The sequence below is a fragment of the Pseudoalteromonas sp. A22 genome (genome assembly GCF_018141345.1).
Taxonomy (GTDB): domain Bacteria; phylum Pseudomonadota; class Gammaproteobacteria; order Enterobacterales; family Alteromonadaceae; genus Pseudoalteromonas; species Pseudoalteromonas maricaloris.
Genome location: NZ_CP047238.1, coordinates 3,666,331 through 3,684,865, shown reverse-complemented (window position 1 = coordinate 3,684,865; position 18,535 = coordinate 3,666,331). Strand labels below are relative to the sequence as shown.

General features: G+C 44.5%; 15 protein-coding genes. 10 read left to right on the top strand and 5 right to left on the bottom strand.

The window, feature by feature from the left end; genetic code table 11:
- Window positions 1-249: 249 nt before the first annotated feature.
- The 9 genes from GSF04_RS21520 to tldD all read left to right on the top strand — a co-directional run bounded on the left by GSF04_RS21520 (window position 250) and on the right by tldD (window position 12,916).
- Entirely contained in the window at window positions 250-2,262 is a 2,013-nt protein-coding gene (locus tag GSF04_RS21520; RefSeq protein WP_010376640.1) for a formylglycine-generating enzyme family protein, read from the top strand.
- A 67-nt stretch (window positions 2,263-2,329) separates the two neighbouring features.
- Window positions 2,330-3,373: a rod shape-determining protein gene (locus GSF04_RS21515; RefSeq protein ID WP_010376642.1), complete on the top strand. Its 1,044-nt coding sequence runs from the start codon at window positions 2,330-2,332 to the stop codon at window positions 3,371-3,373.
- Window positions 3,373-4,215, top strand: a complete 843-nt coding sequence (gene mreC / locus GSF04_RS21510) for a rod shape-determining protein MreC (protein ID WP_010376644.1) — start codon at window positions 3,373-3,375, stop codon at window positions 4,213-4,215. The genes GSF04_RS21515 and mreC overlap by 1 nt, the downstream gene beginning before the upstream one ends.
- Window positions 4,205-4,687 carry a rod shape-determining protein MreD gene (mreD, locus tag GSF04_RS21505; RefSeq protein ID WP_026001073.1) on the top strand — a complete coding sequence of 161 codons (483 nt, stop codon included), beginning with the start codon at window positions 4,205-4,207 and terminating at the stop codon, window positions 4,685-4,687. Before mreC ends, mreD begins: the two co-directional genes overlap by 11 nt.
- Window positions 4,687-5,253 carry a Maf family protein gene (locus tag GSF04_RS21500; protein WP_039492943.1) on the top strand — a complete coding sequence of 189 codons (567 nt, stop codon included), beginning with the start codon at window positions 4,687-4,689 and terminating at the stop codon, window positions 5,251-5,253. The genes mreD and GSF04_RS21500 overlap by 1 nt, the downstream gene beginning before the upstream one ends.
- A gap of 3 nt (window positions 5,254-5,256) precedes the next feature.
- A complete protein-coding gene (gene rng, locus GSF04_RS21495) occupies window positions 5,257-6,729 on the top strand; it encodes a ribonuclease G (RefSeq protein WP_010376650.1) in 1,473 nt (490 codons plus the stop codon).
- A gap of 13 nt (window positions 6,730-6,742) precedes the next feature.
- Complete coding sequence (locus GSF04_RS21490) at window positions 6,743-10,672, top strand: YhdP family protein (protein WP_211858761.1); 3,930 nt, start codon at window positions 6,743-6,745, stop codon at window positions 10,670-10,672.
- The gene (locus tag GSF04_RS21485; protein WP_211858760.1) at window positions 10,665-11,480 is read left to right on the top strand and encodes a carbon-nitrogen hydrolase family protein; all 816 of its coding nucleotides are present in this window, start codon (window positions 10,665-10,667) and stop codon (window positions 11,478-11,480) included. Before GSF04_RS21490 ends, GSF04_RS21485 begins: the two co-directional genes overlap by 8 nt.
- Window positions 11,477-12,916 carry a metalloprotease TldD gene (tldD, locus tag GSF04_RS21480; protein ID WP_211858759.1) on the top strand — a complete coding sequence of 480 codons (1,440 nt, stop codon included), beginning with the start codon at window positions 11,477-11,479 and terminating at the stop codon, window positions 12,914-12,916. The genes GSF04_RS21485 and tldD overlap by 4 nt, the downstream gene beginning before the upstream one ends.
- 77 nt (window positions 12,917-12,993) lie before the next feature.
- Here tldD and yjgA read toward each other — a convergent pair whose 3' ends face one another.
- Entirely contained in the window at window positions 12,994-13,512 is a 519-nt protein-coding gene (gene yjgA, locus GSF04_RS21475) for a ribosome biogenesis factor YjgA (protein ID WP_010376654.1), read from the bottom strand.
- A 136-nt stretch (window positions 13,513-13,648) separates the two neighbouring features.
- Between yjgA and pmbA the strand changes: the two genes are divergently transcribed.
- Window positions 13,649-14,998 (top strand): metalloprotease PmbA, encoded by a 1,350-nt coding sequence (gene pmbA, locus GSF04_RS21470; RefSeq protein ID WP_211858758.1) that lies wholly within the window; start codon window positions 13,649-13,651, stop codon window positions 14,996-14,998.
- Between the two features lie 67 nt (window positions 14,999-15,065).
- Here pmbA and mgtE read toward each other — a convergent pair whose 3' ends face one another.
- The 4 genes from mgtE to ptsN all read right to left on the bottom strand — a co-directional run bounded on the left by mgtE (window position 15,066) and on the right by ptsN (window position 18,534).
- Window positions 15,066-16,424, bottom strand: coding sequence for a magnesium transporter (gene mgtE / locus GSF04_RS21465; protein WP_039492930.1), 1,359 nt, complete (start codon window positions 16,422-16,424; stop codon window positions 15,066-15,068).
- Between the two features lie 522 nt (window positions 16,425-16,946).
- Window positions 16,947-17,216 carry an HPr family phosphocarrier protein gene (locus tag GSF04_RS21460; RefSeq protein WP_010376658.1) on the bottom strand — a complete coding sequence of 90 codons (270 nt, stop codon included), beginning with the start codon at window positions 17,214-17,216 and terminating at the stop codon, window positions 16,947-16,949.
- The gene (gene rapZ, locus GSF04_RS21455) at window positions 17,217-18,083 is read right to left on the bottom strand and encodes an RNase adapter RapZ (RefSeq protein ID WP_010605937.1); all 867 of its coding nucleotides are present in this window, start codon (window positions 18,081-18,083) and stop codon (window positions 17,217-17,219) included.
- Complete coding sequence (ptsN, locus tag GSF04_RS21450; RefSeq protein WP_010605936.1) at window positions 18,076-18,534, bottom strand: PTS IIA-like nitrogen regulatory protein PtsN; 459 nt, start codon at window positions 18,532-18,534, stop codon at window positions 18,076-18,078. The genes rapZ and ptsN overlap by 8 nt, the downstream gene beginning before the upstream one ends.
- Window position 18,535 lies beyond the last annotated feature (1 nt).

Sequence of the window (18,535 nt, the reverse complement as noted above, 5' to 3'; positions counted from 1 at the left end):
TCACTCCAGAGGTTATCATACATCCTTGATTACCTATCTTCTATTTTGGACTCGAATTAGTAACACATCGCGATGTTAGAGAAAAATAGACAAAATCTCAGCTAAAAACTGGCAAGACGCTGGTTAATAGTTGTAAACTCAGATATTAATTGTGCAAAGCTTGTGTTTTACTTTGTAAGTACATAGCATAGAGCCCTAACTATAAGAAATAACAAGACCAAACAATTGCCGCTGTTGGGAATGGAACATATGCGAATTGCTCCTTTAACTTTTATTGTCTCGGCCTCGATCCTGGCCATGGGTACTGTTGCTCAAAGCGCTATGGCGCAAGATACTGCGACGGTCACTGCCATCGAGTCTGAATTGTCTAATAAGCAAAGCGAATTAGACAGATACTCGGTCGTTTTAGAAAAACACCTAGCTGAGGAAACGCGTCTGCAGTCTCAACTTGAGTTATTGAGAAAACGTTCAGGTGAGTTAGACAAAGAAAAAAATCAGGCCTTAGATGCAATGAATGAGTTGTATCGTCGGCTAATTGATGATCCTTCCATTGATATTTCTTCTGCGCAAACGCGTTATCAGCAAGCAGTGGCAGATCACAAGCAGAATAAAGAAGACATTGCGATGCAGATTGCGGCGATTGCATCACAGCGTAAAGATATTGAGCAGGTCCGTGTAACTAAGCACACCTTAGTAAATACGCTTGAAAACTTAAAAGATCAGCTTGGCACAGCGCGAGTAGAGCGACTACGTAATGAGTTTACTCGTGAAGGTACGCTAGAGGTAGACCACACGATTAACTGTAAGCGCACAGAAACCTTGGCGGCTTGCGAACAGCGTGGTCAGCAAATGGGGCTTCAAAAAGCAACTAAGCGCTTTATTGATCAGATTTTTGCTAACCTAACCGAGAGCCGTGTTGTCGAGCCAAAACGCAATATGGCTGGCGCGCAGGTTCAAGTGGTGAGCAGCCATGTTGTAAATAGTGGATTTAGTGGACAAGGCAACTACAACGTTAATCTCAGCGTGACGATGCGTGGTGATGTAAATAGCAGCCGCTTATGTAACCTGCTGAGCTTAGACAATCGTTATTGTGCTGAGTATGGCACTCCGCTTGCCGTAAATTACCAGTCGAACTACTCGACAGTCTACAGTGATAATCAACTGACTTTTTCGGACGAGCAAAGTGATCCGGTTGAAGTTGCGACTATTACAAAGCAGCCAGTCGTGGAGACCCCTCTTGTAAAAAAGTCACAAACGGCTGATAAAACAGTCGAGTTAACTTTAAGATCAAATGTTTACGACGACGAAGTATTTATTAATGGAGTCAGCTACGGCGCGACAAAAACGACAGTAGCAATTCCTGCCGGATTTTATGATGTTGAGATCCGAAAATTAGGTTATGAACCTTATAAAGCGCGCATTAACCTACGAGCGGCACAAACTATTAATGCGAAATTGGTGAAGAAACGCCAATCGGTAACGTCTGTTGTAACGAAAAAGCCTGAGCCTGAAGCGCAACAAGCACAAGTGGTCGCCGTAGCAACCACCGAAAATGAGCTAGCTATTATCCCTGCAGGCACTTTTAAAATGGGCGACCTGACGGGTAATGGCTTACCAAATGAGCGTCCCATTGTTGAAAAAGTGTTGAGTCATTCATATGCCATGCAGAGCACTGAGGTTACAGTGGCGGCTTTTCGCCGTTTTGCACAAAGCACTGGATATAAAACCTTAGCCGAACAAGGTAAAGGCTGCGCGTACTATAAAAATGGCGAACCGGTTTGGGAGCTTGAATATAATTGGGAAAACCCCGGTTACGAGCAATCAGATAATTTTCCCGTTGTGTGTGTTGCTTATGATGATGCCAAAGCGTATGCCAACTGGTTATCTGGCGAAAAAGGACAACAATTTAGATTACCCAATGAAGTTGAATGGGAATATGCGGCGCGTGCAGGCACTGCATCTGAGTACCCATGGGGTAATGAAATCGGAAGAAACCTAGCTAATTGTGGTTGGTGTGGCAGTGAGTGGTCTAATAAAAGTCCTTCACCAGTTGCCCAATTTTCACCGAATAGCTATGGCTTATATGATACTGTAGGAAACGTCTGGGAGTGGACGCAAAAGCGTGCTTCTCAGAGCGATGTTACAGTGCGTGGCGGTGCATGGAACTTCGCGCCGAGTTTGGCTCGAGTGTCAACTCGCTTAGCGTTAGCGCCAGATTTTAGAGCGAATTATATAGGTTTTCGACTTGTTCGAGAGCGATAAGTAGTAAATTAAGAGCAGCAGGTGATGCTGCTTTGTTTGACAGAATTCTGAAAGGTCACCCAGCCTCATGTTTAAAAAATTACGCGGATTATTTTCTAACGATCTCTCTATCGATTTAGGGACGGCAAACACACTTATTTATGTAAAAGAAGAAGGCATCGTACTGAATGAGCCATCGGTGGTGGCAATTCGTCAGGAGCGAGCTGGTGGCCCAAAAAGCGTTGCATCAGTAGGTACTGCGGCTAAGCAAATGCTAGGTCGAACGCCGGGTAACATCAAAGCTATTCGCCCGATGAAAGACGGGGTGATTGCAGACTTCTATGTAACAGAAAAAATGTTACAGCACTTTATCAAACAGGTGCACAATAATAACTTCATGCGTCCAAGCCCTCGTGTACTTATTTGCGTACCTTGTGGTGCAACGCAAGTTGAAAAGCGTGCTATCCGTGAATCCGCAATGGGTGCTGGTGCACGTGAAGTGTACTTAATTGAAGAGCCAATGGCTGCTGCAATTGGTGCTGGCTTACCAGTATCTGAAGCAACGGGTTCAATGGTTGTTGATATAGGTGGTGGTACGACGGAAGTGGCGATTATCTCACTAAATGGTGTTGTTTATTCGTCTTCAGTACGTATCGGTGGTGATAAGTTTGATGAAGCGATTATTAACTATGTACGTCGCAACTTCGGAAGCCTGATTGGTGAAGCGACGGCTGAGCATATCAAACATGAAATTGGCTCAGCGTTTAAGAGTGAAACACCGATTGAGATTGAGGTTCGCGGCCGTAACTTAGCTGAAGGGGTGCCGCGCTCTTTCACACTCAACTCACATGAAATCTTAGAAGCGTTACAAGAACCTTTGATGGGGATTGTAAGTGCAGTAATGGTTGCGCTAGAGCAGTCGCCACCAGAGCTTGCCTCTGATATTTCTGCCCATGGCATGGTATTAACAGGTGGTGGCGCATTACTCAAAGACTTAGACCGTTTGTTGATGGAAGAAACTGGTATTCCAGTGGTGGTTGCCGATGACCCATTAACTTGTGTGGCAAGAGGTGGTGGTAAAGCGTTAGAGATGATAGACATGCACGGTGGTGACGTATTTAGTTACGACTGATGAATTTATTATTTGGCCGAACCGTTCCTTTACAACTGCGACTTACTGTCGCAGTTGTGCTTAGTATTATTCTGATCATTGGTGACCGCTACACGGTTGGTGGGACTATGGTGCGAACCAGTTTAAACACTTTGGTCAGTCCGCTACTGTACGTCGCTAATATTCCCTATGAAGCGTTCAACTTGGGCCTGAAAAGCCTTAATACCAGAGAAAAGCTACAACAAGAAAACCAAGCACTCAGAGAAAAACAATTAATACAGAGTGAGCAATTACAGCAACTTCAGTTTTTGCAAAAAGAAAATCAAGAGTTGCGCGCTTTATTAGGTGCTTCAGCTAGGGAAACCAATCAACGTTTAATATCTCAAGTGTTGTCTGTTCATTCTAACCCTTATAGCCATCAGGTGGTGATTAATCGCGGTACTATTGATGGGATCAGCGAAGGGCAGGCTGTTATTGACGAAATGGGCATTGTTGGGCAGCTCACTCAAGTCGGTACAACGACCTCAAGAGTGCTGCTTATGACTGATACCACCCATGCGACACCGGTCAGAATATTGCGTAATGACGTTCGCACTGTGGTAGAGGGGACGGGTAAAATCAATAATGTTCGCCTTGCTCATGTACCGCATAGCATGGATATTCGCATTGGTGATGTGTTGGTCACTTCCGGGCTTGGTGGTACTTTCCCTGAAGGCTATCCGGTGGCTGTAGTTACTGAAATAGATAGAGACGAAGGCCTACCGTTTGCACAAGTACAGGCAGAGCCGATTGCACAACTAGATCGCATTCGCTTACTCGTGGTGTTAGGTAAACGTAGCCAAGAGGCAATTAATCATGAGTAAACATAGCAACTTATTGATTGCATTAAGTGTCTTTGTTGCGTTAATCATGGCACTTATGCCATTGCCTTTTTCACTTGAACCATTTCGTCCTGACTGGGTATTGTTGGTGTTGATGTACTGGTCTTTGGCCGTTCCTCACCGTGTGAATATTGGTTGGGCTTGGATGACTGGCCTAATAATTGATTTAGCGATGGGCGCGCCGCTCGGGGTGAACTCGTTGACCTATTCCATTTGTATTTATATTACCGCCAGTAACTTTCAGAAAATTCGTAATTTCTCCATCTGGCAGCAAGCAGTGCTGATCGGGCTATTTCTCGCGCTCTATCATTTGTTACAATTTTGGCTTAATCATTTCTTGCTTGATATCTACTTTAACCCGCATTATCTCTGGCCTGCAGTTACGGGCATGGTGTGCTGGCTGTGGATATTCCCACTGCTGAGAAAATATCGTAGACAGTTTAGGATCAGATAATGTCTATTTCTTTATATTTAGCTTCGGCTTCTCCGCGTCGCAAAGCGCTGCTTTCTCAGCTTGGCTATTCGTTCGAGCAATTTAGTGTTGATGCTGATGAAAGTCCGCTAGACGATGAAAGCGCATTACAGCTTGTGGAGCGTTTAGCGTGTTTAAAAGCGCAATCAGGTGTGGCGCTAGGGTATACCGATAAGCCGGTTCTTGGCAGTGACACTGTGGTTGTCATTGACGGAGAAGCGCTTGGTAAGCCTCGTGATAAAGCGGATTTCAAAGCGATGATGCAGCGCCTTTCTGGTCATACGCATCAGGTGATGACGGCGATTGCACTTGCAGATACAAGCAAAGTACTGAGCGATGTGATTGTGACCAATGTGACTTTTAAAACGCTCAGCGAAACCGAAATTGATGCCTACTGGGACACCAACGAGCCGCAAGATAAAGCGGGTGGTTACGGGATCCAAGGGGTAGGTGGACGCTTTGTAACTGAGATCCAAGGTAGCTATTTTGCAGTTGTCGGCTTACCTTTATATGAGACAGACGAATTAATTCAACGGTTTTTAAAATAAAATATGAGTAGCGAACTACTAATCAATGTCACCCCAAGTGAAAGTCGCGTAGCCTTAATCGAAAATGGGGTGCTGCAAGAAGTTCAAGTTGAACGGATCGGTAACCTCGGCATCGTTGGTAATATTTATCTTGGCAAAGTAAGCCGAGTTCTTCCTGGTATGCAGGCTGCTTTTGTGGATATCGGCTTGGAAAAAGCGGCGTTTCTACATGCGTCAGATATCGTGAACAGTGCTTCCATCGAAGAGGGGGTGGCCGAGTCCCCAGTTAAGAAAGTGCAGGATATTCGTGAGCTGGTTAAACAAGGCCAGTTCATTATGGTACAAGTGGTCAAAGATCCGCTTGGCACAAAAGGCGCTAGACTGACAACGGACATCACTATTCCTTCACGTTATTTGGTGTTTATGCCTGACGCGACGCATGTGGGTGTGAGTCAGCGTATTGAAACCGAACAAGAGCGCGACCGATTAAAAGAAATTGTCGCACAATATAATGACGAAAACGGTGGTTTTATCGTTCGTACCGCTGCTGAAGGCGCTTCGGAAGCAGAGTTACAGCATGATGCGGAGTTTTTGAAAAAGCTTTGGCAAAAAATTGTGACTCGCCGCCGTAAAACGAGCAAAGCAAAAATTTTGCACGAGGATCTTACCTTAGCATTTCGCACCTTGCGTGATTATGTTGGTGAGGACATGGAACGTATCCGTGTTGACTCAAAGTTAACTTACCAAGAGCTAAAGCTTTTCACTGAAGAGTTTGTTCCCCAACTCGCAAGTGCACTTGAGTATTACCCCGGTGAACGCCCTATTTTTGACTTGTTTGATGTTGAAACTGAGATCCAAAAAGCACTACATCGCAAGGTTGAGTTAAAGTCTGGTGGCTACCTTATCATTGACCAAACGGAAGCAATGACAACGGTTGATGTTAATACCGGCGCGTTTGTTGGCCATCGTAATCTCGAAGAGACGATTTTTAATACCAATGTTGAAGCGACGTCAGCAATTGCGAGGCAACTAAGGTTACGAAACCTTGGTGGTATCATTATTATCGACTTTATTGACATGGTATCTGACGAGCATAAACGCCGAGTATTGCACTCTTTAGAAACCGCGTTGTCTAAAGACCGAGCGAAAGCCAATATCAATGGACTCTCTGCACTTGGGCTTGTAGAAATGACCCGTAAGCGCACGCGCGAGAGCCTAGAACATATTCTTTGTGATGTGTGTCCATCTTGCTCCGGTCGTGGTTCACTAAAAACGGTCGAAACCGTTTGCTATGAGATCCTACGGGAGATCGTGCGTGTGAATCGTGCTTATGATGCCGACAAGTTTATGGTTTATGCCTCGCCAGCGGTGAGCGAAGCCTTGATCAACGATGAGTATCATAATTTAGCTGAGCTTGAATTATTTATTGGTAAGCAGGTTAGCATTCAAACTGAGAGCTTATATAGCCAAGAGCAGTTTGACGTAGTAATGATGTAAAGGGTAGCTGTACATGCAGGCTAAGGCCGTCTGTTTTTTCTGCCTGCGTAAAGCGTGGCAAATCTTTGCGATCACTTTAGTGACACTCGCGGTGCTGGTGTCTGCGCTGAAGTACGCCTTGCCCTATGCAAATGATTATAGAAGTAACATCGAAGCGCTGATCCAAAAGCAACTGAATGTTGATATTAGTATTGGCCAGATCAGTGCGAGTTGGGAGGGCAATGGGCCTGCTCTGGTGTTGGAATCGCTCTCTTTTAAAGATAATAAAGACTCGCCAATTTCCATTAATATTGCCAAAACCTCGTTGCAGCTCAATGTATTTGAGTCTGTACGGCAAATGCAGATCGCATCTAACTATTTTGTACTGGAAGGGTTTGAAGCCGATATAGATCTGAGCAAGTTAAACGCGGCTCAAGATCAAGGTGCTTTTGAGCAGCAAGCATTAATTGAAAGCCTTTTCTTAGGCGATGTTGGGCATTTTGCGGTGCAAAACAGTCGTCTAAATATCACCTTTTCTAGTGGTAAGACCCACAGTTTACTATTGAAAGATTTAGTGTGGCAAAATTCTAGCGCATTACATGAGGGGGCGGGAGAAATCGCATTACCCGGGTTTTCTCAAGGTCAGTTTAACGCTCGTCTTTCTTTATCAGGGCGAAAGCTACGTGAATTGGCGGGGAATATCTATGTATCTGCGGATAAGGTTAATCCGGTTGATTGGCTAGAAGAGCTTATCACCTTAGCGCATCCAGACCTAAAAGCAGACATCAATGCTCAGCTATGGTTAGGCTTTGATCAAGGTACATTGCAAGATATCACCGTGGATATCAAACCCAGTACGTTGACTTGGCAAGAAGATGAAAATCAGCGCACGTTAGCATTAGATGATGCGCAATTTCTGTTAAAGCCAGATCAGCAAGGTTGGTGGGTGCAAAGTAGTGGTATCCAGTTTAGTCGCAATCAAGAAGCGCTTGCTCCTATTTTATTTGAAGCGAAATGGCATAAAGATAACAAGACCTTTTGGCTAAAGGATATTAACGCCAACTTTTTAGCTGAGTTAGCACAACTTGCTAAATTCCCTGGACGAGATTTGTTGTATGGTATGAATCCCAATGGTCAACTGAGCGCAGCGAAATTCAGTCTAGGTACTAATAATGCTTTTGCGGCATGGGGGGTCATTGAGGAGATAGCTTTTGAGCCATTTCATGGGATCCCTGGAATTTATGGTACTCGATTAGAGGTGAGTGCGACTGATGAGCAAGTTAGGCTCAATTTAAGTGCTGAACAAACTGAATTGCTATCAAAAGAGACTTTCAAAGATAATATTAAGCTCCAGCAGCTCAGTGGTGATGTCTATATTCGCAATCAACAAACGCAAGGCTGGCAAGTTTCCAGTCCCAACTTTTGGCTTAGTAATCAAGACGTAGCGTTAGCCACAGAATTTTCCTTGCAGTTATCAGATGACCCTCGGCTTGATTTATATGCGGAGCTACTCGGTGGGCGTGGTGAAATCGCTTCACAGTACTTTCCTGTCAGTATTATGCGTAAAAGCTTAGTCGATTATTTAGAAGCAGGGATCCAAGGTGGTCAGCACTTGCAGACTCAAGTCTTACTGAGTGGAGCGCTTTCACAATTTCCATTCGCTGATAAGCAAGGTCAGTTTGAAGTTAAATCACGTTTGAATGAGGTTACTTTTGGTTTTGCGCCGGATTGGCCTAGCGTTACTTCAGGTGATGTCACACTACACTTCGAAAACGAAAGAATGGATATCTACGCACACCGTGGGGAACTTGTTAATCAAAGTATTGATGAGGGTGTCATTGTGAGTATTGCGGATTTAAATCACGCTGATGTGCTGATTGTTGATATTAAGCACACCACAGAAGCGAGCACGTTACAGCCTTTCTTTGCGGCAACACCGCTCGCAGATCCGCTCGCGAATATATTAGATATTGTTCAAGGTAAAGGTGATGCAAAAGGGGATGTGCAATTGGCCGTCGACCTGCACTCAGGTGCCGTACATGCTAAAGGTGACATCTACCTAGACAACAATCCTGTTTTTTTGGCAAAGCCTGGGATGCAATTACAGCAAGTGAAAGGTGTGGTTAGCTTCGATGATGACACTATCAAAGTGAATAATTTGTCTGCTAAGTGGCTGGACATGCCCCTTTCGTTAGACTTATCAGGGAGCGGAAATAAGCAAAATTATCAAGTAACGACCAAGGTCAGTCTTGAAGCAGGGATTGAGCAACTGCAACCGCACGCAAATGGAATTATTGACGGCTACTTTGAAGGCAATAGCGTGCTGAGCACTGAGCTTATCCTTAATTTTTCCGATGCCGGATTTAACTATAAAGCCAAATTTGCGAGTGATTTACGGGGGATTGCAAGTCACTTACCCGATCAATTCGCTAAACCCGCTGATCAAGCTAAACTGCTAAGTGGCACTGTATTAGGGGATGATATTTCGAATCTTGTTACGGCAAGCCTAGATAATCAATTGTATTTTAATGGCATCATTGATAATGGATCCGGTGCGATGCGTAATGCACACCTGATAATTGGCAGTAAAGATGAAGGCTTAAATACATCCGGTTTTGATATCACAATCAAACAACAAGAAGTCGAGCTGCTGCCTTGGTTACCACTGATCAACCGCATTATCAAAGCGCCAAGTTCAGGTTCCGACCCTACATTTCTACCAGCACTGAATCAGGTAAATGGCTCTTTCTCAAAAGTAACGTTCTCAGAGATCCCTTTCCATGATGTTGACTTTACTATGGCCGCGATTGACGGCGCGATGCAGCTTAAAATCAATAGTAAAGAAATGCGCTCACAAGTGGCTATTCCAGCGTCAAACTCAAGCCGGCCTATTCACATTAATAGTGATTATTTACGTCTAAATTTACCTAAGACAGAGCCGCAAGCGCAAGAGACAGTGGAAAAAGACGTTCACTCATTAGATTGGTTGTTGAGCTTACCTGCAACCGAATTTGTATGCAGTGACTGTAAAGTCGGTGAATATCAGTTAGATCAGGTCAATATGTCGTTGTTTGGAGATGGTAATAGACTCAATATCTCAGAGTTAGTGATTGACAAAAAAGATCATAAACTCAATGCCAGTGGCCGCTTTGAGCAAGGTAAAACGACGCTAAGTGGCGCGTTAAACAGCGATGATTTTGGTGAACTAACGGATGAGTTTGATATTACTTCGACTATCAAAGATTCCCGCGCCAACATTGATTTTTCCCTCAATTGGCAAGGTGCGCCATACGAAATGGATTTACCTAGCCTAGGAGGCGAGTTGACTTGGCGCTTAGGTGAAGGTCATTTGGCAGAAATAAGTGATAAAGGGGCACGCGTCTTTTCTCTACTGAGTTTGGACTCTTTGATCAGAAAGCTACGCTTGGACTTTAGAGATGTGTTTTCTAAAGGCTTTTTCTATAACAGTATGAGTGGTTCGGTACAACTAACGAATGGTATTGCGATCACTGAAGATTCAAAGCTCGATGGCGTGCCTGCAGATCTAACGATACGTGGCTATGCTGACCTCAATACTCACGAAATTAATTATGATTTGGCCGTAGCACCACAAGTCACGTCGAGTTTACCTGTGATTATGGCATGGGCGGTGAACCCTGTGACGGGATTAGCTGCACTAGCATTAGATAAGGTTATCCACTCCGCGCGAGTGATCTCTGAGATTAATTTTAAAATCACCGGAACGATGCAAGAGCCAGTGGTTACCGAGGTTGATCGTAAGAGTAAAGAAATTGAGTTACCTAAACCGGTTGTGCCTCCTAGTGATGAAGCGACGCCAGATGGAGCTGATAAGAATACAAGTAAAGAAGCACCAGCATTGAATTCAGAATCACATCCAAGTGCTACACTTAAGCAAAGTGAGCAACCTCTTGTGTCGCAAAATAAGGAAAGTGGTAATGGCTAAGGTGATTGCATTGCCAATGTGCTCGGCTAAAGCACCCCAAACAAATATAGAGTACCTTAAAAACCAGCTGGCTAAGTTAGTGGTTGAAGAGCCAACCTTAGTTTGTTTACCTGAAACTTGGCTGGCATTTTGCGACAATGCGCAACAGAGTTGGGAATACGCGCAGTATAATGAAGCGCTGCTTGGAGAGCTCTCAGCGCTTTGTCAACAACATAACATTTGGTTGGCGGCAGGTACCATCGCGATACCAAGTCAGAACGATAAATATTTGGCTGCGAGTTACTTATTTAATTCGAGTGGCGAAATCGTAGCACGCTATAATAAGATCCACCTGTTTGACGCCGATGTGAGTGACAAAACTAAACAATATCGAGAGTCTGAGCGAACAGAGCGTGGACAGGATGTCGTGGTAGTGGATAGTCCATTTGGCAGAATTGGATTAAGCGTGTGTTATGATCTGCGCTTTCCTGGTTTGTTCCAAATGATGAGAGCGAAGGGAGCTGAGCTATTTTTAGTCCCAAGTGCTTTTACCTGTGCAACGGGCAAGGCACACTGGCAGCCATTATTACAGGCGAGGGCGATAGAAAACCAATGCTATGTAGTTGCAGCCGCGCAAGTAGGTCGTCATGAAAATGGCCGAGAAACCTATGGACACAGTTTAATTGTATCGCCTTGGGGTGAAGTCTTAATTGACTCTGGTGAGAGTTTAGAACCCATTTCACAGCAGCTAGATAGCGCGTTTCTTGATTCGATCCGGCAAAAAATGCCGGTTGCGGATCATAACCGATTTAAAAGTGAGTTTTTATGAGTAATGTAGAGCAGAATTTACTGACCAATAGCCAGCTGACACGTGAGCAATTATCACAAGCTCTCGAGTATATTCATCAGCACAAAGTAAATTATGCCGATCTGTACTTTCAATCAAGCTACCATGAAACTTGGGTGCTGGAAGACGGCATAGTCAAAGATGGCAGCTACAACATCGAACGTGGTGTTGGTGTGCGTGCAGTGAGTGGTGAGAAGACTGGCTTTAGTTATTCTGATGCCATCAATATTGAAGCGTTAACCAAAGCAGCAGAAGCTGCGCGTAGCATCGCGCAAGCTGGCGAAAGCAGTAAAGTCCAAGTATTTAGCGATGTAAAAGCACCCATTCAATTTCAACCAGCACAGCCAATTACCAGCATGAGTGATGCGGATAAAGTGGCTTTACTAAGAGAGATTGAACAGTGCATTCGCGATTTAGCACCTGAGGCGCAGCAAGTAGTCAGTTCGCTGTCTGCGGTATATGAAGAAGTGTTAATTGCCGCAAGCGACGGCACATTTGCAACCGACATTCGCCCGTTAATACGTTTAAATTGCTCGGTACTGCTTGAGAAAAATGGTCGCAGAGAGCGTGGCAGTGCCGGTGGTGGTGCGCGTTTAGACTATGGTTACTTTAAAGAATTAGTAGACGGTGCACCGAGATGGATGCAGTTTGCCAAAGAAGCTGTGCGCCAAGCACGTGTGAATCTTGAAGCCATCGATGCACCAGCAGGTGCGATGCCTGTGGTGCTTGGTTCTGGTTGGCCGGGCGTTTTGTTACACGAAGCTGTTGGACATGGCCTAGAAGGTGATTTTAATCGTAAAGGAGCCTCTGCATTCAGTGGCAAAATAGGTGAACAAGTCGCTTCGAGTCTTTGTACTGTGGTGGATGATGGCACGATAGCCGACCGTCGCGGCTCTTTGAATGTGGACGATGAAGGTACGCCAGCGGCATACAATGTACTGATTGAAAACGGTATTTTGAAAGGCTATATGCAAGACAAGCAAAACGCGAGCTTAATGGGTTTGGCGCCTACAGGTAATGCGCGTCGTGAGTCTTATGCCCATTTACCGATGCCGAGAATGACAAATACCTACATGCTTGCGGGTGAGCACAGTCAAGAAGAGATCATTCGTAGCGTAGATAAAGGCATTTTTGCTAGTAACTTTGGCGGTGGTCAAGTGGATATTACCTCCGGCAAATTTGTATTCTCAGCATCTGAAGCATACCTAATAGAGAATGGTAAGATAACCCAACCAATTAAAGGCGCAACGCTTATTGGCAATGGTCCAGAGGTGATGAAAAAGGTCTCTATGGTAGGTAATGACCTTGCGCTTGATAAAGGCGTTGGAGTATGTGGTAAAGATGGTCAAAGCGTCCCTGTGGGAGTCGGTCAACCGAGTTTGAAGATTGACGAAATTACTGTCGGTGGTACAGCGTAATACTACCTGCGATAACTATTCATAAGCAAAAAGGCGCATCAGCGCCTTTTTGTATTGTATCAGAGCACAATATAGCGTTACGGCATAATTGCTTCTTTTAAATACTGGAACAGCTCTTTGTAGGCTTTGCCTGGCTTCTCAGCTTTTACTTCTTTACTTGCTTGGCGCGCCATCTGGCGCATTTTTTGACGCTCAAGTTCAGGATACTTATCCAATAGCTCATTAATCTTGCTATCTCCTTTGGCAATCACTTCATCGCGAATAAGCTCAATCTTGTTCAGCAATACGTCTGCTTTATTGTTCTTATTTAGCATCAAATCCATCGCAGCCTGAATCTCTTCGACATTTGGAGTACTACGCAATGTCTTGGCAATGTAGTTCATATGACGACGGTAAGCATCTGTTTTAGCACGGATCCTATCCGCAACAGTCATGGCCTCTTTAAGCTCGTCCGTTAGAGGTAACTTCTCACGCTGCTTCTTGGCAAGCCCTGCAATTTCACAGCCTAGTTCATGCAACTCTAGCGCCTCGCGCTTAAGCTCGCTTTTTGAAACGTAAATAATCTCTTCTTCGGTCGTTTGCTCGTGTTTAGCCATTGCTCTTGTCTATACTAGTAAATATTAAGGTCTCTAACATTAGAGTATACCACAATTGATCACTACAATAGTTAGTAGCTGTGATAGCATATTAACTAATATGTTTTAGTTAGACGAGCGAGCGGATAAGGTATCTATGACTCAACCTCAACAACACCCTATATATAATCAAATTGATGATGTGAAAAATGCAGTTGCCGATGTGTTAGCGCATGCTAAAAAACTAGGTGCAACCTCGGCAGAAGCGGCGATGTCTAGCACCTCAGGTCTGTCTGTAAGTACACGAATGGGAGAGGTTGAAACCATTGAGTTTAATCAAGACGGTGGTCTTGGTATCAGCGTGTATGTGGGTAATCATAAAGGCTCAGCATCAACCGCGGATCTGAGTCCTGACGCCTTACGCTCTGTGGTTGAAAAGGCCGTAGATATTGCTCGATTTACCTCGGATGACCCCTGTAATGGTGTGGCTGATAAAGCCTTGCTAGAGATGTCACCAACAGATTTAGATCTTTTCCACCCTTGGCAAGTTTCTCCCGATGAAGCCATTGAGCAATGTATTGCTGCTGAAAAGGCCGCGTTAGAATTCGACCCTCGAATCGTCAATTCTGATGGCGCGAGCTTATCGAGCCACCAAGGGATCCGTGTATATGGCAATAGCCATGGCTTAATTGCAGGGTTCCCACGTACCAGACACAGCCTAAGCACCATGGTGATTGGTAAAGAAGGTGAGCAAATGCAGCGGGACTCAGCATATGCCTTATCTCGCGTACACACAGAGCTAAAATCCCCTGAAGAAGTTGGTTTAGAAGCAGCGCAATCTACGCTAGCAAAATTAGGCAGTCGCAAATTATCGACGCGTAAAGTGCCTGTTATTTTTCGAGCGGATATCGCGAACAGCTTATTTGGGCACTTAGTGTCAGGTATTGGCGGCGGCGCGCTATATCGTAAGTCTAGCTTCTTGTTGGACTCTTTAGACACACAAATTTTTAATCGCTGCGTAAACATTGAAGAGAAGCCACACTTACTAAGAGGGCTTGCTTCGAGTCCTTTCGATAGCGAAGGTGTAAAAACCATCGACCGTGAAATTATCACAGATGGCGTGCTTAATACTTACTTATTGGCAAGCTATGCCGCACGCAGAATGAATATGCAAGCGACAGGTCACGCAGGTGGGATCCATAACTGGTTAGTAAAACCAACACACGACGATTTAACCAGCCTACTTGCGTCGATGGGCACTGGCTTATTAGTCACTGAACTTATGGGGCAAGGTGTTAATACGGTAACTGGTGACTACTCAAGAGGAGCTGCTGGTTTTTGGGTCGAAAATGGAGAACTTCAATATCCTGTAAGTGAAATTACTATCGCTGGTAATTTAAAAGATATGTTTATGGGGATTGAAGGCGTTGGCGGTGATATTGAATGCCGAGGCGCAGTACAAACCGGCTCTATACTACTCAATAATATGCAAATAGCGGGCGAATAACTCCCTTCATCAGCTCAAGAAATGCTGGTTTTGACCAGCATTTCCCGCCATTTCGACACTCTTACTGTTACACTAATAACCAAGTTGCGGTGCCAAGGAATGCAAAGATCCCGACAATATCGGTAACCGTTGTTAGTACCACACTACCAGCTAGTGCTGGGTCGATATTCATTCTCTTTAGCATAATTGGAATACTGGCACCCGCGATACCTGCTGCGACTAAGTTCATAAACATTGCGAAGGCAATAACTGCACCGAGTGTGAAGTCCCATTGCCATACAGCAATAACCCCAGCGATCAATACTGACCACAGCACGCCGTTTAAGGCGCCGATCGCCAGCTCTTTACCCATTAAAAACTTTTGGTTAGTCTGGTTAATATGGCCAAGGGCAATACCACGAATCACTAGGGTTAGCGTTTGGCTACCGGCAACGCCGCCCATACTTGGTACTATGCCATTTAACACCGCGAGAATAGGTAAAATATCCAGAGTACCTTCGAAGAAGCTTGCAACAAACGCTGCCATTAAGGCGGTTAACAGGTTAATTCCAAGCCAAATAGAGCGGCGCTGGCTACTTTTTAGAACTGGCGCAAAGGTGTCTTCTTCATCTTCAAGACCTGCCATACTTAACAAGCTGTGCTCAGCATCTTCACGGATGACGTCAACAACGTCATCAATGGTGACACGACCAAGCAAATGGGCGTTATCGTCAACTACAGGAGCCGAGATCCAGTTGTGACGCTCAAAAAGCTGCGCCACTTCAGACTCATCCATGGAGATAGGGATCGTTTCCTTATCTTCATCCATCAAGTCTCGAACCATACTGTCAGGAGACTTAGTTAATAAGGTATTGACAGGCAGCGTGCCTAAAAAGCAGTTGTCTTTATCAACTACATACAACTCGTCCGTACCGTCTGGCAATTCGCCTTTAAGACGTAGATATCTAAATACAACTTCTAAGGTAACATCGGGTCGAATAGTGACCGTGTCGGTGCTCATTAGCGCACCGGCCGAGTGTTCCTTGTAGGACAATGCTTGTGTCGCACGTTCTCTATCTTGGCTATCCATCGCACCGATAACGTCTTGGTAGACGGTATCAGGCAGGCTTCTTAGGACATCACCAAGGTCATCGTCGTCCATGTCTTCTGTAGCGGCAGCAATTAGCTCCGGCTCCATCTGGGCGATGATCCCAAGTCTTACGTCCTCTGACAGTTCCTCTAAGACATCCCCTTGGATATCTGGGTCAACGAGCTGCCACAGCATAGAGCGAACTTTATGAGGGGATGATTCTAAAAGCAGTGCTGTATCACAAGGAGCTGTTTCTGCGAGCATACGCCTAACTTGAACAAACTGACCACTGTTTAAGGCTTTAGTTACCTTTTGGAGTTGTTCCAGTGTGTAGTCTTGTTCAAATACTTCAGGCATAGGCATCCTTTTTGATAATAGTGTTGGCTAACGTGATTAAGTTAACCCTATTCATTTATTTTATCGCAGAAATCAATTTCTTAATTTGAATTTTATTCGTGTTGTTTCTGCTGGTGGGTTGTTATCGTTAATACACGTTAAAGGTGTACGCAACGATAAAGTAGGATTTTCTCGGCAACTCGCTTTACTGCACGAGAGAAACCTAAATTGGTATTACAGTGTAACTCAGTTTATTGGGAACTACCAAGGTTTACGCTTAATTATGAGAGACTTATTATACCAATTCGATTAATTAAGTGATCTATTTTTAAGCGAGAAAACCTTGTCGATAACACGGCGAAAATTTTGCTATTTAGTTGTTCTAAATGAGAAATTTTTAACACAGTTAGCGTCAGGTTTGCTCCTTCAAATTGAGTAAGTATTAAGACTAATTGGTATTAGACCAGTCTGGTTACGGAGGGGGAGATTAGCAGGGACTAAATGAATCAGACCTTAGTGCTATTTTGGTGCTAGTAGCCCAAGTTACTCGGATTCATTAAATTTATTTTCTATTAGTCCGCCAATGGCGTCTAGTGCATACTGAGCATCAGGACCTTCACAAACCACTCGGACTTCTTTCCCTTGGCTGCTTTCAAGTAACAACAGCGCTAGTACGCTGTCAGCAGCTGCACTTTTGTCTCCTTGATATAAGGTCACTTCGGCATCAAATTGGGTTGCTAATTGTGCAAGAACCGTCGCTGCTCTAGCGTGCAGACCAAGCTTGTTCTGGATTAAAAACGTATCTTCTAACATTTAACCCTCTTGCTCACGGTGGCGAATTTTGACGTTGGGATGGGTTTTAGCAAAACGCTCACCAATGGTTTGCGCTAAATATACCGAGCGATGTTGCCCACCTGTACATCCTATTGCAATCGTTAGATAACTGCGATTGTTACGCTCTAAGTGTGGTAACCAAGTTTGTACAAAGGTTTGGATCTGCCAAGTAAACTTTTGCACGATGCTGTGACTCGACAAATAGTCTTTGACTGGCTGATCTAGGCCAGTTAGCGGCTTAAGCTCAGGCTCCCAATGTGGGTTGGGCAAAAAGCGCGCATCAAAAACGTAATCCGCTTGTTTTGGGATACCGTGTTTAAAGCCGAAAGATTCAAAGGTAATAATGAGTTGTTTGTCTTTTTTACCTAAGATTTTTTCGCGGATATCTTCTGCAAGTTGATGAACGCTCAGGCCTGTAGTATCAATGAGAAAATCGGCGCGAGTGATCAATACGTCTAACAATTCCCGTTCTTTCTTTATTGCAACATCTAGTGGAAGATTATGCAGTGAAAGAGGGTGCAAACGGCGTGTTTCTGAGAAGCGTTTTATCAGGGTTTGATCGTCACTGTCTAAATAAAACAGGGTAGGTTTGGCAAAGCCTGGTAAGTATTCAAGAATGTCATTAAACTCGTCCTGTTCTTTAGGTAAGTTTCTGACATCAATACTGACTGCTATTTTATTATAATTGTCCGAAACGCTGCGGACTAAAGACGGCAGCAAATTGACCGGAATGTTATCTACACAATAGTAGCCTAAGTCTTCCAATACTCGAAGCGCTACAGATTTACCAGAGCCTGAGCGGCCACTGATAATGATAAGCTCGAGTCCTTTTTCTTCATCACTCATCAAGTTCACCTTGGATCACTGCATATAACTCATCGTCACTTTTTGCTTGTCTAAGCATTTTGCAAAAAGACTTGTCTTTGAGTGTATCAGCAATCGCCGCTAAGGTCTTCAGGTGCTGTTGATTATCACCTTCGGGTACGATGAACGCGACAAAAATATCGACAGGCTGCTTATCTATGGCTTCAAACTGGATCCCTTGCTCGCTGACAAGCACCATTGCAAGGATTTTATCCAAACCTTCAAGTCGACCATGGGGAATGGCAATGCCTTTACCGATCCCTGTGCTGCCTAATTTCTCTCGCGCCATTAAAGCGTCCAAGATAGCATGCTGACTGGTATTTGGAATTTGGCTATGAGCCAGTTCGCTGATGTATTCTAAAATACGTTTTTTGCTATTAAAAAGGACCGCAGCTTTACTGCAGTCCTTGTTCACTAATTCACTTAATTTCATC

What these genes read in the sequence shown, in the direction of transcription:
- ptsN (WP_010605936.1), bottom strand. Translation starts at nt 18,534, where the DNA reads ATGAAATTAAGTGAATTAGTGAACAAGGACTGCAGTAAAGCTGCGGTC.
- rapZ (WP_010605937.1), bottom strand. Translation starts at nt 18,083, where the DNA reads ATGAGTGATGAAGAAAAAGGACTCGAGCTTATCATTATCAGTGGCCGC.
- GSF04_RS21520 (WP_010376640.1), top strand. Translation starts at nt 250, where the DNA reads ATGCGAATTGCTCCTTTAACTTTTATTGTCTCGGCCTCGATCCTGGCC.
- rng (WP_010376650.1), top strand. Translation starts at nt 5,257, where the DNA reads ATGAGTAGCGAACTACTAATCAATGTCACCCCAAGTGAAAGTCGCGTA.
- GSF04_RS21500 (WP_039492943.1), top strand. Translation starts at nt 4,687, where the DNA reads ATGTCTATTTCTTTATATTTAGCTTCGGCTTCTCCGCGTCGCAAAGCG.
- GSF04_RS21485 (WP_211858760.1), top strand. Translation starts at nt 10,665, where the DNA reads ATGGCTAAGGTGATTGCATTGCCAATGTGCTCGGCTAAAGCACCCCAA.
- yjgA (WP_010376654.1), bottom strand. Translation starts at nt 13,512, where the DNA reads ATGGCTAAACACGAGCAAACGACCGAAGAAGAGATTATTTACGTTTCA.
- GSF04_RS21490 (WP_211858761.1), top strand. Translation starts at nt 6,743, where the DNA reads ATGCAGGCTAAGGCCGTCTGTTTTTTCTGCCTGCGTAAAGCGTGGCAA.
- pmbA (WP_211858758.1), top strand. Translation starts at nt 13,649, where the DNA reads ATGACTCAACCTCAACAACACCCTATATATAATCAAATTGATGATGTG.
- GSF04_RS21515 (WP_010376642.1), top strand. Translation starts at nt 2,330, where the DNA reads ATGTTTAAAAAATTACGCGGATTATTTTCTAACGATCTCTCTATCGAT.
- mreC (WP_010376644.1), top strand. Translation starts at nt 3,373, where the DNA reads ATGAATTTATTATTTGGCCGAACCGTTCCTTTACAACTGCGACTTACT.
- tldD (WP_211858759.1), top strand. Translation starts at nt 11,477, where the DNA reads ATGAGTAATGTAGAGCAGAATTTACTGACCAATAGCCAGCTGACACGT.
- GSF04_RS21460 (WP_010376658.1), bottom strand. Translation starts at nt 17,216, where the DNA reads ATGTTAGAAGATACGTTTTTAATCCAGAACAAGCTTGGTCTGCACGCT.
- mgtE (WP_039492930.1), bottom strand. Translation starts at nt 16,424, where the DNA reads ATGCCTGAAGTATTTGAACAAGACTACACACTGGAACAACTCCAAAAG.